At 68.4% G+C, this 14,370-nt stretch carries 13 protein-coding genes; all 13 read left to right on the top strand.

Features of this window, described 5'->3' with window-relative positions; all coding sequences use genetic code 11:
• Positions 1-7 precede the first annotated feature (7 nt).
• The 13 genes from AMYHA_RS24175 (at position 8) to AMYHA_RS24115 (ending at position 14,254) form a co-directional block, all read left to right on the top strand.
• Positions 8-829: an alpha/beta fold hydrolase gene (locus AMYHA_RS24175; protein WP_051400254.1), complete on the top strand. Its 822-nt coding sequence runs from the start codon at positions 8-10 to the stop codon at positions 827-829.
• Entirely contained in the window at positions 826-1,995 is a 1,170-nt protein-coding gene (locus AMYHA_RS24170) for a glycosyltransferase (protein ID WP_034274834.1), read from the top strand. Before AMYHA_RS24175 ends, AMYHA_RS24170 begins: the two co-directional genes overlap by 4 nt.
• A gap of 149 nt (positions 1,996-2,144) precedes the next feature.
• On the top strand, positions 2,145-4,235 hold the full coding sequence (locus AMYHA_RS24165; protein WP_034274832.1) for an AMP-binding protein: 2,091 nt from the start codon (positions 2,145-2,147) through the stop codon (positions 4,233-4,235).
• Between the two features lie 432 nt (positions 4,236-4,667).
• Positions 4,668-5,387, top strand: coding sequence for a hypothetical protein (locus AMYHA_RS24160; RefSeq protein ID WP_157362375.1), 720 nt, complete (start codon positions 4,668-4,670; stop codon positions 5,385-5,387).
• Between the two features lie 16 nt (positions 5,388-5,403).
• Positions 5,404-6,483, top strand: coding sequence for an ABC transporter ATP-binding protein (locus AMYHA_RS24155; RefSeq protein ID WP_084037476.1), 1,080 nt, complete (start codon positions 5,404-5,406; stop codon positions 6,481-6,483).
• Positions 6,480-7,280, top strand: a complete 801-nt coding sequence (locus AMYHA_RS24150; protein ID WP_034278664.1) for an MlaE family ABC transporter permease — start codon at positions 6,480-6,482, stop codon at positions 7,278-7,280. The genes AMYHA_RS24155 and AMYHA_RS24150 overlap by 4 nt, the downstream gene beginning before the upstream one ends.
• 9 nt (positions 7,281-7,289) lie before the next feature.
• Entirely contained in the window at positions 7,290-8,135 is an 846-nt protein-coding gene (locus AMYHA_RS24145) for an MlaE family ABC transporter permease (protein WP_231104980.1), read from the top strand.
• Positions 8,132-9,133: an MCE family protein gene (locus AMYHA_RS24140; protein WP_051400252.1), complete on the top strand. Its 1,002-nt coding sequence runs from the start codon at positions 8,132-8,134 to the stop codon at positions 9,131-9,133. Before AMYHA_RS24145 ends, AMYHA_RS24140 begins: the two co-directional genes overlap by 4 nt.
• 22 nt (positions 9,134-9,155) lie before the next feature.
• On the top strand, positions 9,156-10,169 hold the full coding sequence (locus AMYHA_RS24135; protein WP_034278660.1) for an MCE family protein: 1,014 nt from the start codon (positions 9,156-9,158) through the stop codon (positions 10,167-10,169).
• The gene (locus AMYHA_RS24130; RefSeq protein WP_034274828.1) at positions 10,166-11,164 is read left to right on the top strand and encodes an MCE family protein; all 999 of its coding nucleotides are present in this window, start codon (positions 10,166-10,168) and stop codon (positions 11,162-11,164) included. The genes AMYHA_RS24135 and AMYHA_RS24130 overlap by 4 nt, the downstream gene beginning before the upstream one ends.
• Positions 11,164-12,207: an MCE family protein gene (locus AMYHA_RS24125; protein ID WP_084037475.1), complete on the top strand. Its 1,044-nt coding sequence runs from the start codon at positions 11,164-11,166 to the stop codon at positions 12,205-12,207. The genes AMYHA_RS24130 and AMYHA_RS24125 overlap by 1 nt, the downstream gene beginning before the upstream one ends.
• Positions 12,207-13,205: an MCE family protein gene (locus tag AMYHA_RS24120; protein ID WP_051400251.1), complete on the top strand. Its 999-nt coding sequence runs from the start codon at positions 12,207-12,209 to the stop codon at positions 13,203-13,205. Before AMYHA_RS24125 ends, AMYHA_RS24120 begins: the two co-directional genes overlap by 1 nt.
• Positions 13,205-14,254, top strand: coding sequence for an MCE family protein (locus tag AMYHA_RS24115; RefSeq protein WP_034274826.1), 1,050 nt, complete (start codon positions 13,205-13,207; stop codon positions 14,252-14,254). Before AMYHA_RS24120 ends, AMYHA_RS24115 begins: the two co-directional genes overlap by 1 nt.
• Positions 14,255-14,370 lie beyond the last annotated feature (116 nt).

Raw genomic sequence — 14,370 nt, 5'->3', positions numbered from 1 at the left:
CGTGGGCATGGTGGAGTGCAACGGCATCCGCACGCACTTCCAGCTGATGCGGGCTAGGCACGGCATCGGTGCCGCGCCGGTCGTCGTGTGCGTGCACGGGCTCGGCTACGACAGTCTGGCCAGCTTCTACCTCACGCTCTCCGCGCCGCTGTCCGCCGCTGGCGTCGATGTGCTGGCCTATGACCTGCGCGGACACGGCCGTTCCGAACGGCCACGAGTCGGCTACCAGGTCACGGACTTCGTCGACGACCTCGCGGCGCTGCTGGACACGTTGGGCATCGACCAACCCGTGCACCTGGTCGGCAACAGCTTCGGCGGAACGATCGCGTTCAGCTTCGCCGCCCGTGATGCCGCGCGCGTCGCCAGTGTCGTCTCCATCGAGTCGGAACCGGCGACGCGGGCGTGGGCGGACCGGATGCATCGCACGCTCGGCAACGTCGTCGAGGAGATGTCGGCGGAGGAGAACCTTGCCTGGCTCGCCGAGACCTTCGGCAGCCACCACGCGCGGCTCGCCAAGGCGGCCGCGCTGATCATCCAGGCAACCAGCATCGTCACCGACGTGCCGCGTGGACCACTGCTGACCAGCGACGACCTGCGGGCGCTCGCCGTGCCCGTGCTGTCCATTGTGGGCAGTGAGGGCTTTCAGCGCGATGACCCGCTCGCGCTGCAAGCCGCGCTGCCGAACTGCACAACGGAGGTGATCGAGGGACAGAACCACTCGGTGCTCGTCGAACGGCACCACACCGTGCGAGACCTGGTGCTCGACTGGGTGCACCAGCACGAATCCGCCAGCCAACCGGCAGGCAGACTGGCGGCCGACGTCGCGTGAGCCGGTTCCTGTTCGTCGTCCCGCCGTTCGCGGGCCACATCAACCCCGCCGCGGGGGTCGCCGCGGAACTCGCGGCGCGTGGACACGCCGTGTCGTGGGTCGCCGACGCCGAGGTGCTCACCGGGCTCGTGCCGGACGACGCGAAGATCCGGCATGTCCGGCTGCCCGGCGCGGTCGCCCGGCCCGCGCCGCAACGCGGCTTCGACGCGCTGCGTTTCCTATGGGAGCGCGTGCTGGTGCCGCTCGCCGCCGAGATGGTGCCCGCCGTCGAGGACGCCGTCGCCGTTGACCAGCCGGACGTCGTCGTCGCTGATCAGCAGGCGTTCGCTGGGGCGCTGGTCGCGGAACGCTTTAGGCTGCCATGGGCGACGTCGGCCACGACGTCCTCGGAGTTCACCGACCCGCTCGCCGCGATGCCCAAAGTGCGCGATTGGGTCGCCGCGTGGCTCACCGAACTGCGCGTTCGCTACGGCGACCCGGACAAGACCGGCGACCTGCGCTACTCGCCACACCTCGTGCTCGGCTTCACCACCGCCGACCTGCTCGGCGACACCGCGAGCATCGGCGCCACCACCCGGCTGGTCGGCCCGGTGACACGGTCCGAACCCGACAGTCAGCTGCCGTTCGACATCGCGCGCCCGCTGGTCTACGTCAGCCTCGGCACCGTCAACGCCGCCGCTGGCGAGCGGTTCCTCCACGAGTGCGTCGCCGCGCTGGCCGAACGTCCGTGGCTGCGTGCGGTCGTGGCGGACCAGGGTGGCGTTATCGCGGACGCCCCGGAGAACGTGGTGGTCCGGGAGTCGGTACCGCAGCTCGCGGTGCTCGACCACGCTGATGCGGTGCTCTGCCACGCGGGCCATAACACCGTGTGCGAGTCGCTCGCGCGGGGCGTGCCGCTTGTCGTCGCACCTATCCGCGACGACCAGCCGATCGTGGCCGAGCAGGTGGTGCGTTCCGGCGCGGGACTCCGGCTGCGGTTCGCCCGCGCGACGTCGTCCCACATCGGCGCTGCCATCGACACCGTGCTCAGCGAGGACACCTATCGCGTCGCGGCTCGCCGGATCGCGCGCTCATTTCGTGCGGCCGGGGGTGCGGTCGCGGCGGCCGATCACCTCGTGGCACTCGCCGTCAACCCTGCTGGCCCCGCGCGGCCCGACACGCGATAGCTGTGCGTCGCGTGACAAAAACCGCGCGGCGCGCCATGGTGTTCGGTCAAGAACGCGGGCCTCCTCTTGACCGGCTCTTGACCCGCGTCACTTAATGGGGCGTTGCCAGGTGCGTGGGCAAGTGCTGGTAGGGAAGGTGGGTGTCAACGATGCCATCCGACTGTATTGTCTTCGACGCGCTCGTGCGCCATCCCCGGGTCAAAGTCTGGCAACTGATTGGTGATCCGGAGATGTACCCGAGGTTCTTCCTGGGTATCACCGACTGCCAGCGCATCGGGTCGTCGGAGCCGAACGTGCCCACCCGCTACCGCTTCACTATCGGGCTGGGTGGCAAGAGCATTCAGCACACGGTGCAAACGGTGCTCAACCGGCACAGCCAGAAGCTGGCGCTCGCCAATGATCCGGACAGCGGCAGCTGGTGCTCCGTCAACCTCGTCGACGACGGGCCCGGCCGCACCAGGGTGTCGCTGTCATTCTTCAAACCGGGGCTGTACCACGACAACACCCGCTGGTCCAAGAACGAGGTCCGGGCGTGGGCGCGGGACGGCATGCAGCGGATCTGCGACTTCCTCGATCGCGCCCCCACATCGGTGATCGCCAATCGGGGCGACGCGGCGACGTTCCAGCTCAGCGTCGCGAGCACGCTGCGCGCGGCCGGTGTGTTGACGCTCGCCCAGCCGAACAAGGGAATCGCGCAGCTCAGGGCCGTCGGCAAGTGGGGCCACACGCTCGTCGGCGGCTACATCGGTGCCGCCGCGCGTTCGCCACAGGACATCGCTGTGGTCGACGAACACGGCACCCGCACCTTCGCCGAAGTCCATTCGATGTCCACCCGGCTCGCCGCTGGCCTGCGCACGCACGGCATCGACGACGGCAGCTCGGTCGCGATCCTGGCGCGCAACCACGCGGTGATGGTGGAGACGCTGCTGGCGTGCGGCAAGCTCGGCGCGAACGTGTTGCTGCTCAACGTCGGGCTGGCTGGGCAGCAGCTGGTCGACGCCATCACCGAGCATGGCGCGGACACCGTCATCGCGGACGACGAGTTCGACGCGCTGCTGCGGTATCTCCCCGGCGACGTGCTGCGGATCAGCACATCCCTGCGCGTCTCGGAATCGGGCAGCGCGACCGAGGGCATCGACGACCTGCTGCGCGAAGCGCGTGACGTCGACCTGCGTCCGCCCCGGCGACCGGGCACGCTCGTGGTGATGACGTCCGGCACCAGCGGTACGCCGAAGGGTGCGCGGCGGCCGACGCCGAAGGGACTCGGGGTGGTCGCGGCCATGCTGTCCAGGCTGCCGTTGCGCACGGGCGAGCGGATGTTCATCGCCGCGCCGCTGTTTCACTCCTGGGGCCTCGCCGCACTGCAGATCAGCACCCCGCTGCGGGCGACCGTGCTGCTGCAGGAGCGGTTCGACGCCGAGGCGTGCCTGCGCGCGATCGCAGAGCACCGCGTCACGTCACTCTTCGCGATCCCGATCATGCTACGGCGGATCATGAACCTGCCCGCCGATGTGCGTGAGCGCTACGACACCTCAAGCCTGCGCGTCGTCGCGAGCAGCGGGTCGGCGATGTCAGGGGCGCTGGTCACCGAGTTCATGGACGCCTTCGGCGACGTGCTCTACAACTTCTACGGCTCGACCGAGGTCTCGTGGGGCACCATCGCGGATCCTGCCGATCTGCGTGCCGCGCCCACCACGGCGGGCACGCCGCCGCTCGGCACCAGGGTCGGCATCCTCGACGACGACGGCACGCCAGTGCCGTACGGCTCGGTCGGGCGGATCTTCGTCGGCAACGAGATGCTGTTCGACGGCTACACCGACGGTGGCTCGAAGGACATCGAGAACAAGCTGATGGACACCGGCGACGTCGGCTACCTCGACGCCAATGGCAGGCTGTTCGTGTCCGGCAGGCAGGACGAGATGATCATCTCAGGGGGCGAGAACGTCTTTCCCCGCTCGGTGGAAGAAGCGATCGCGTTGCTGCCGCAGGTCGAGGAGGTCGCCGTCGTCGGCGCGCCGGATGCCGAGTACGGCCAGCGGCTGGTGGCCTACGTCGTGGTGCGCGAGGGCGCGCGGCTGGACGCCGAGATGGTGCGCCGTTATATCCGGCACCGGCTGCCCCGGTTCGCGGTGCCGCGCGACGTGCACTTCGTCACCGAACTGCCGCGCAACCCCACCGGCAAGATCCTCAAGCGCCTCCTCGTCGACGGCACGGCGTACCCGCACACGCCCTCCGCCTGACCGGCGCGCCGGGCGCCCGCGAGTTGCCCGGTTGCGCGCCCCGAGTTCCGTGTTCGCGTGCCGCGAGTTCTGACTTCCGTGGCGAACGTGTGGATCTTGAGGCGTTGTGGTCGCCCGGACAACCACAACGCCTCAAGATCCACACCCAGAGCCGGGACGACTGATCGCGCGGAGCGGCGGAAAGCGCACAGGCGTGGACCGGCCGACGTCACCCGCACCGAACCTGACCCTCACCATGCTCCGGGTGCGATAAAACCGGACGCCGTCCTCGTGCTTGAAAGACAACAAAAACGCCCTCCCTTGTGCCGTCCGAAATGAATCGTTGTGGCGGGCATAACGGCTCGATAGTGTTCCCGCCGTAACGCCGATATGGCTCATTTCTGAACGTGGGTGGAAAGCGATTAGATGGCACGGCGAGAGTTGCGGACCGCGATGAGGAAAATTGTTTCCGTCGTCGCCGGAATTGCGATCGTGGTTGCCGTCGTTCCCGTGCTGTCCGCATCGGCCGCACCGGGGCAGCGCCCGGCGGTGGCCAAGGCGTCGCCGGCGCGCGTGGCGTTGCAGCAGGGCATCGCGCTCAAAGTGTCGTTCCACGTCAACGGAACGACGACCATCGCCAATCCGAACCTGCGGTCGGATATGGACATCGGGCCGGGCAGGTTCGACGGCGAGATCAGCGAGGACCCGTCGTTGCCGCCAGGCACGCTCCGGTTGGAGGGCGACCTGACGCTGCCACCGTCGCAGGGCTATTTCATCGCATTCGGATTCATGCCGGTCACCACGACCACGGAGTTCACTCAGCAACGCAAGGCGCGGGGTACCGCGACGCTCGATCTGCTCAATCAGACGTCGCATGTGGACATGACCATTCCGCTGCGTATCGGCGCTCGCGGCGCGAAACAAGACGGCGTTCCACTCGCTATTGGCAAGAACTGCACAACGGCGTCTCCCGCGGTCATCCGAATGGCAGGCGACGTCAGTCTCGTGCCAGGTGAGGAAAGCGTCCTGGAATCGACGTATCCGATTCCGCCGTTCACCGGCTGCGGGACGAAGGAAGATCTCGACCCGCTGCTGACCGGCTTGGTGTCCGGGCCGGAGAACGAGCTGGTCACGAGGCTGAAGATGCGGTGCATCGGATGCCTCGACTACTGAAGGTGCGGGAGGTGCGATGGGCGTCGAAGTCGCCGTCCAGGGCTTGAGCAAGTCGTTCGGGCGAACGCCGATCTGGCGGGACGTCTCATTGACGCTGCCAGCCGGGGAAGTCAGCGTGCTGCTCGGGCCGTCGGGCACCGGCAAGTCGGTGTTCCTGAAATGCCTGATCGGGCTGCTCAAGCCGGAGCGGGGCAGCGTCGTGATCGACGGCACTGACCTGGTGCACTGCCGCGAATCCACGCTGTACCGGTTGCGCAGGCTGTTCGGTGTGCTGTTCCAGGACGGTGCACTGTTCGGGTCGATGTCGGTGCTGGACAACGTGTGCTTCCCGCTGCGGGAACACACCCGCGAGTCGGAGTCCGAAGTCCGACGCATCGCGCGGGAGAAACTGGAGCTGGTCGGCCTCGGTGGCGCGGAGGACAAGCTCCCGGGTGAAATCTCCGGCGGCATGCGCAAACGCGCCGGGCTGGCACGGGCGCTGGTGCTGGAACCGGAGATCATCCTGTGTGACGAGCCGGACTCCGGTCTCGACCCGGTGCGCACCGCCTACCTGAGCCAGCTGCTGATCGACCTCAACGCGCAACTCGACGCCACCATCCTCATCGTCACCCACAACATCACCGTCGCCCGCACGGTGCCGGACAACCTCGGCATGCTCTTCCGCAGGGAGCTGGTCATGTTCGGCCCGCGCGAAGTGCTGCTGACCAGTGACGAACCCGTGGTGGCGCAGTTCCTCAATGGACGTCGGTTCGGCCCGATCGGCATGAGCGAGGAGAAGGACACCGCCACCATGGCCGCCGAGCGGGAGCAGGCCCGCGCCGGCCACAACGACGGGGCGAGCGGCGAGGACGTCCGAGGTGTGGCGCCGCAGCTCGAGCCGACACCCGGCCTGCCGCCGCGCGACGCGGTGCGCCGCCGCAGGGAACGGGTGATGCGGATGCTGCCCACCCTGCCGGACGCCGCGCGGCGGAGCGTGCTCGCCAGCTTCGACACGGCCAGCGCGACGCGCACCGCTGAAACCGCGCCCGCTCACGGCGTCGCGGGGCCCGCGGGCGGCCCAAACCTCGGCTCCCCAGGCGAGGAACGGTGGCGATGACCACGGTCAGCGGCAAGGCAAGCCCGGTGGCACTTGGCCGGGGCGCGCTGCGCGAGTTCGGCACACTGTTCGCGCTCGGCCTGGACGTCCTCATCGGTATGTTCCGGCGGCCGTTCCAGGTGCGGGAGTTCATCCAGCAGTTCTGGTTCGTCGCCAGCGTCGCGATCGTGCCGGCCGCGCTGATCGCCATCCCGTTCGGCGCGGTGATCACGCTCCAACTCGGCTCGCTGACCGCCCAGATCGGTGCGTCGTCGTTCAACGGCGCGGCCAGCGTGCTCGCCGTGATCCAGCAGGCCAGCCCCATCGTGACCGCACTGGTCGTTTCCGGCGCGGCGGGCTCCGCGATCTGCGCCGATCTCGGCGCGCGCACCATCCGCGAGGAGATCGACGCCATGGAGGTGCTTGGCGTCTCGCCGATCCAACGTCTCGTCGTGCCGAGAGTGCAGGCCACGATGCTGGTCGCCGCGCTGCTCAACGGCATGGTCAGCGTGGTGGGAGTCTGCGGTGGCTACTTCTTCAACGTCATCGTCCAAGGCGGCACGCCAGGCGCGTTCCTCGCCAGCTTCTCCGCGCTGGCGCAGCTGCCCGACCTGTGGGTGGGCGAGATCAAGGCGGTGATCTTCGGGTTCCTCGCCGGGCTCGTCGCGTCCTACCGGGGCCTCAACCCGCGCGGCGGCCCCAAGGGCGTCGGCGACGTCGTCAACCAGTCGGTCGTCATCACGTTTCTGCTGCTGTTCTTCGTGAACTTCGTGATCAGCGTGGTGTACCTGCAGATCGTGCCACCGAAAGGGGCCTGAGCGATGTCGATGACCGTGCTCAAGGTGGTCGGCAGACACCGGCTCACCGTCGAGAAAGGCATGAACGCGCTGGAACGCCTCGGTGACCAGCTGCTGTTCTACCTGCGGGCGCTGCTGTGGACGCCGTTCACACTGCGGCACTACTCCCGCGAGATCGTCCGGCTGCTCGGTGAGGTCAGCTTCGGCAGCGGCGCGCTCGCCGTCATCGGCGGCACCATCGGCGTGATGGTGGGCCTGACGGTGTTCACCGGAACGGTCGTCGGCTTGCAGGGCTATTCCGCGCTGGACCAGGTCGGGACGTCGGCGTTCGCTGGATTCCTCTCCGCGTACTTCAACACCCGCGAGATCGCGCCGCTGGTCGCCTCGCTCGCGCTGTCGGCAACCGTCGGATCCGGCTTCACCGCGCAGCTCGGCGCGATGCGCATCGCGGAGGAGATCGACGCGTTGGAGGCGATGGGCATCCGCAGCGTGCCGTACCTGGTGACGTCACGGATCATCGCCGGGTTCGTCGCGATCATTCCGCTGTACGTGATCGGGCTGCTGACGTCGTACCTCGCCGCGCGGATGACGACCGTGTGGGTGTACGGCCAGTCGGCTGGCACCTACGACCACTACTTCAATCTGTTCCTGCCGCCAGAGGACGTGCTCTACTCCTTCGCCAAGGTGCTGGTGTTCAGCGTCGCGATCATCCTGACGCACTGCTTCTACGGCTACCGCGCCAGCGGCGGGCCCGCCGGGGTCGGCGTCGCGGTCGGCCGCTCGGTGCGGACCGCGATCGTGCTCGTCGCCGTGCTCAATTTTTTCACCGGTCTCGCCATCTGGGGCTCAACGACGACGGTGCGGATCGCCGGATGAGCACGACACGGAAACGCATCGGCCTGCAGGCGCTCGGCGTGGTCTTCCTCGTCGTGCTCGGCCTGCTCGGCTGGCTCTCGGTGGCGATCTACGACAAGGCGTTCTCCGACGCCGTGCCGGTCACGCTGCGCGCCGACCGGGTTGGCACCCAGCTCGCCGAGGGCGCCGACGTCAAGGCACGCGGTGTCGTCGTCGGCTCGGTGCGCGAGATCCGGGTCGTTGACGGCGGGGCTGAGCTGTCGCTGGCCATCGATCCGGACCGGCTCGCGGAGCTACCCGCCGGGGTTTCCGCGCGGCTGTTACCGAAGAGTGTGTTCGGGCAGCGGTTCGTCGACCTCGTGATCCCCGAGACGCCCGGGGCTGAACCACTCGCGGCGGGCGACGTCATCACCCAGGACCGCTCCGCGGTCTCCATCGAGCTGGAGCAGGTGCTCAACGACCTGCTGCCGCTGCTGCGCGCGGTGCAGCCGCAGAAGCTCGCGGCGAGCCTCGGCTCGGTCGCGCAGGCACTCGATGGCAGGGGCGAGCAGCTCGGCGGCACGCTGGTCGACCTGAACGACTACCTAGCCGAGCTCAACCCGCATCTACCGCGACTGCAACAGGATCTCGCGAAGTTCGCGAAGTTGCTGGACACCTATGGCATCGCGGGGCCGGACGTCGTCGACGCGCTGGCGGATGCCGCGACGACCACCACGACCATCGCCGAACGCAGACAGGATCTGCGGGCGCTGTTGGTGACCGTGGCGGGTGCGTCGTCCGAACTGGATGGATTCCTGCGGCCCAACAAGGAGAACCTGATCGCGCTCGCGGCGAACAGCAGGCCGATCCTCGAACTGATCGCCAAGCATTCCCACCGGTTCCCCTGCCTGTTCGGCACGGTGAGCGATCTCAAACCACTTGTCGACAAAGCGCTTGGCGCTGGCACGAATGAGCCAGGCCTGCACATCAAGCTCGGCACCAAGACGGCACCCGGGGGACGGGCCGGTGCCACATGCTGACCCACAGGGAGGGCGCGACGTGCTGCGCGGAGTGATCAGGCCGCTGGTCAAGGGCATCGTGTTCACGGTGGTCACCGTGCTGGCCACCGCGCTGCTCGCGATCACCATCGCCAACAAGAGCGACGGCGACACGGCCAGCTACCGGGCGGTGTTCACCGACGTCACCTCGCTCAACCCCGGTGACGACATCCGCATGGCAGGTGTGCGCATCGGTGAGGTCGACGACATCCGCATCGTGGACCGACGCGACGCCGAGGTCACGTTCAGCATCGACGCCGACCGGCCGCTGTACACCACCACGACGGCCGCGGTGAAGTTTCGCAACCTCATCGGGCAGCGCTACATCGCGCTGGAACACGCCGAAACCGGCGAACCTCTCGACCCCGGCGCGCGGATCCCGCTGGAGCGGACCCGGCCCGCGCTGAACCTGACCGCGTTGTTCAACGGCTTCAAGCCGTTGTTCCAGGCACTGACCCCGAAGGAGGTCAACCAACTGTCGTTCCACATCGTCCAGGTGCTGCAAGGCGAAGGCGGCACGATCGACAGCGTGCTGCGCCACACCGCGTCACTCACCTCCACCCTGGCCAACAAGGACGAGGTCATCGGCAGGGTGGTCACCAACCTCAACATCGTGCTCGACGAGATGACCGCGCGCGGCGACAAGCTCGGCTCGCTCATCGCGACCACCCGGCGTCTGGTCTCCGGCCTCGCCGATGATGCGGGACCCATCGGCGAGGCGATCGACGGCATGGCCGCGCTGACGTCGTCCACCGCGTCGTTGCTGCACAAGGGGCGCGGCCCGCTCAAGGCGAGCGTGCGCGAGCTGCGGAACCTCACCGGCACGCTGGTGGACAACACGCCGGAGTTCGAGCGGTTCCTCGGCAATCTGCCGATGAAGTACACGCGGATCGGCCGGGCCGCGTCGTACGGCTCCTGGCTGAACTTCTACCTGTGCGGTGCCGTCTCCGACGCCCAACGCCCGCCGGGCGGACCACCGGTCGGCGTCTCGCGCGAGGTAGCGAGGTGTGGTCGATGACGTCGTTCCGGGAACGTAACCCCGTCCGGATGGGCCTGATCGGGCTCGTGGTGATGCTTACGCTCGGGTCCGCCGCGCTGAACTGGGAGCGGCTGCCCGTCATCGGCGGCACGGTGTATCAGGCGGAGTTCGCCGAGGCCGCGGGGCTGAAGCCGGACAACGAGGTCCGCATCGGCGGCGTCAAGGTCGGCACGGTCACCGACGTGGCGTTAGCGAGTGACCGGGTGCTGGTCAGCTTCCGGGTCGATGACGCGTGGGTCGGCGACAAGACGACCGCGTCGATCGAGATCAAGACCCTGCTCGGGCAGAAAACCCTCGCGCTGGAGCCGTTCGGCACCACTGAGCTGAGCGCGGACGAGCCGATCCCGCTGGCGCGGACGTCGAGCCCGTATGACGTCAACGACGCCTTCGGGGAGTTGTCGCGGACCATCGGTGCGATCGACACCGACGCGCTGGCGGAGGCGTTCGGCACGCTTACCGAGACGTTCGACGCCACCACGCCGGAGAACGTCAAGGCCGCGCTGTCCGGGCTCTCCTCGCTGTCGAAGACGATCTCGTCCCGCGACGAGCAGCTCGCGAAACTGCTGCGCAACACCAGCGAGATCACCACGACGCTCGCCGAGCAGCGCGGCAATGTCGACGCGCTGCTCACCGATGGCCGCACGCTGCTCAGCGAGATCCACAAGCGTGCGGACGCCATCGGACGACTGCTCGACGGCACGCGCGCGCTCGCCCGCGAACTCGATGGCGTGGTGCGGGACAACCAGCGGCAACTGCGTCCCGCGCTGCGGCGGCTGGAGCACGTCGCCACTGTGCTCGAACGCAACCAGGCGAACCTGAACGAGAGCTTGCGGCTGGCTGGGCCGTTCTACCGGCTGGTCGGTGACGCGGTCAGCAACGGCCCGTGGATCGACGTCTATCTGTGCGGGCTGATCGTCGAAGCGGGCGACGCGCCCGAGAGCTGCATGCCGCCGAAACGCACCGGAGGTCGTTGATGGGTACCGAGCCGGAGCGCGCCGCGCCGGACCGCACGGGCGTCGGTCTCGCCCAGACCGAGCCGCGAGGCCGACGCGTCACACGTTGGGTGGCGCTCGGCGCGGTCGTCGTGCTGCTCGCCTCCGCCGTCACCTGGCTGGCCGTTGGCGGTGGCACGAAGCACGTCACCGCGTACTTCACCGGCACCGTCGGGCTCTACCCGGAGTCCGATGTCCGGGTGCTCGGCGTCGTCGTCGGCACCGTGGAGAACGTCGAGCCGCAGGGGGAGCGGGTGAAGGTGTCGATGTCGCTCGATCCCGACGTCGCGATCCCCGCCGACGCCGGCGCGTTGATCGTGACGCCGAGCCTGGTCAGCGACCGGTACGTGCAGCTGGCCCCGGTCTACGACGGTGGGCCGCGGATGGCGGACGACGCGGTGATCGACGTCGACCGCACCGTGGTGCCCGTCGAAATCGACGAGTTGCTGAGCAGCCTGGACGACCTGACCACCGCGCTCGGCCCTGACGGTGCCAACGGTGACGGCGCGCTCAGCGAGCTGCTGCGGAGCGCGGCGGGCACGCTCGACGGCAACGGTGAGCGGTTCGGCGACGCCATCCGCGAATTGGGCAAGGCGGCCCGCACGCTGTCCGGGTCCGAATCGGACCTGTTCAAGACCATCGACGGATTGCAGAAGTTCACCACCATGCTGGCGGAGAACGACGACACCGTGCGCGAGTTCAGCCAGCTGCTCGCCACGGTATCCGAGGTGTTCGCGGCCGAACGGCGGGATTTCAGCGCGGCGATGAAGGAACTGTCTGTCGCGCTTGCCAAGGTGGACACGTTTGTCCGGGAGAACCGCGCCAGCGTCAAGGCCAATGTGGACAAGCTGGTGAGCACAGCGAAGGTGCTCGCCAAGCAGCGGGATTCGCTGGCGGAGGCGTTGGACGAGGCACCGAGGGCGTTGCGGCGACTGCTACGCGCCTACGACCCGGACAGCGGCTCGATCGACAGCAGGATCAACCTCAACGAGTTCAGCATGAACGGCAACGGGGGTGACGACTGATGCGACGGGTCGCGACACCACGCCCGGTCCGCGTGGCCGCCGCGCTGGCCATGGTGCTGGCGCTGGTCAGCGGGTGCGGCACGTTCGGCGGCCTGTACGGCGTGCCGCTGCCCGGCGGCGCGGATCTCGGCGAGCACCCGTACCGGGTCACCGCCGAGTTCACCGACGTGCTCGACCTGGTGCCGCAGTCCGGTGTACGGGTCAACGACGTTGCCGCTGGCACGGTGGAGTCGATCGCGCTGTCTACCGACGGCCGTACCGCCGAGGTCACCATGCTGCTCAACCGCGACGTCGCACTGCCTGCCAACGCCGTCGCGCGGCTACGGCAGTCCAGCATGCTCGGCGAGAAGTTCGTCGAGCTCGCCGCGCCGGACGAGCCGCGAGGCACGCTCACCGATGGTGCTCGGATCGACGTCGCACGGACCAGCCGCAACACCGAGATCGAAGAGGTGCTCGGCGCGCTGTCGATGGTGCTGAATGGCGGTGGGGTGTCGCAGCTCAAGGACATCAACACCGAGCTGAACGCGGCGATGGCGGGCAATACCGGGGAGATCCGCTCGCTGCTGCGGCGCATCGAGACGTTCACCGCCAGCTTCGATAAGAACTCCGACGTGCTGACCAAGGCGCTGCACGGCACGGACAAGCTCGCGGCACGGCTGGCCGAGCGCAAGGACAAGATCGCCGCGCTGGTCGAGGACCTCGAGCCGGGCATCGCCGTGCTCGCGGACCAGCGCGAGAAGCTGACCACCATGCTGACGTCGTTGGATCGACTGTCCGATGTGGCCGTCGAGACCGTCGACCGCAGCGGGGACAATCTGGTCGCCGACCTCCGCGCGCTGGAGCCGACCCTGCGGAACCTCGCCGAGGCTGGCGAGGACCTGCCCGCCGCGATGGAGATGCTGCTGACGTTCCCGTTCCCCGACTCGGCGCTGCCCGCGATCAAGGGCGATTACATCAATCTCTACATCGAGCACCACGCGGCGAAGGGCGGGCGCTGATGCTGAGCAAGCTGGTCCGGATCCAGGTGAGCCTGTTCGCGATCGTCGCACTGGTCGGCGTCGGCTACGTCGGCGCGACCTACGCCGGCCTCGACACGCTCGTTGGCGGCAACGGCTACGTGGTCACCGCGCGGATGGCCGACTCCGGCGGCATCTTCACCCACGCGGAGGTCACCTATCGGGGCGTGCCGATTGGGCGGGTCGGTGAGCTGCGGCTCGTCGACGATGGCATCGAGGTGGAGCTGCGAATCCGCGATGACGCGCCGCGAGTGCCCAGCGACGTCGAAGCCGTCGTCGCGAACCGGTCAGCGGCGGGGGAGCAGTACATCGACCTCCGTCCCCGCCGTTCCGGCTCGCCGTATCTGGCAGAGGGGTCGGTGATCGAACGCGCGGACACCAGCACGCCGTTGCCGGTGGAGACGGTGCTGCTCAACCTGGACGAGTTGGTCACGTCGGTACCGGGCGATGACCTGCGCACCGTCGTCGACGAGCTGTACGACGCGACGCGCGACACCGCGCCGGGCATGCAGGCGTTGCTCGACTCCTCCGCCAGCCTCACCGAACAGGCCAAGCAGCACTTGCCGCAGACGACACGCCTCATCGCGGATGCGGGCACGGTGCTGGACACGCAGCTGGCGACGTCCGATGCGATCACGACGTTCGCCGCCAACGCCAAGCGAGTCGCGGCAGAGTTGCGGCGTGCGGATGGCGACTTCCGCGCGGTGCTCACCGAGGCGCCGTCGGCCGCCGCGCAGGTCAAGCGGCTGCTCGAGGAGAGCGGTCCCACTCTCGGCGTGCTGCTGCACAACCTGCTCGACACCTCCACCGTCGTGCTCGCCAAGCGGGACGGGCTGGAGCGGTTGTTGGTCGTCACGCCCGAGGTCGTCTCGGCAGGGTCGACGGTGATCACCAAGGACGGCGCGAGCTTCGGCCTCCTGCCGACGTTCTTCGATCCGCTACCGTGCACGACGGGCTACGAGGGCACGAAGTACCGCAACGGCCTTGAGACGTCGGAGTCGCCGCTGAACACCCAGGCGGGCTGTCGCTGACAGCCCGAGCGAGCTGCTACTGACGACTGTCTATTGTGGATCTTGAGGCATTATGGCGACACGTATCACCACAACGCCTCATGATCCACACTGAGCGGTGCCGCCCGCCGGGCACC

This window comes from Haloechinothrix halophila YIM 93223, from assembly GCF_000504245.1.
In the GTDB taxonomy this organism is placed as follows: Bacteria; Actinomycetota; Actinomycetes; order Mycobacteriales; family Pseudonocardiaceae; genus Haloechinothrix_A; species Haloechinothrix_A halophila.
Note: the sequence above shows the minus strand (reverse complement) of the source record. Positions and strands in the feature narration are given on the sequence as shown.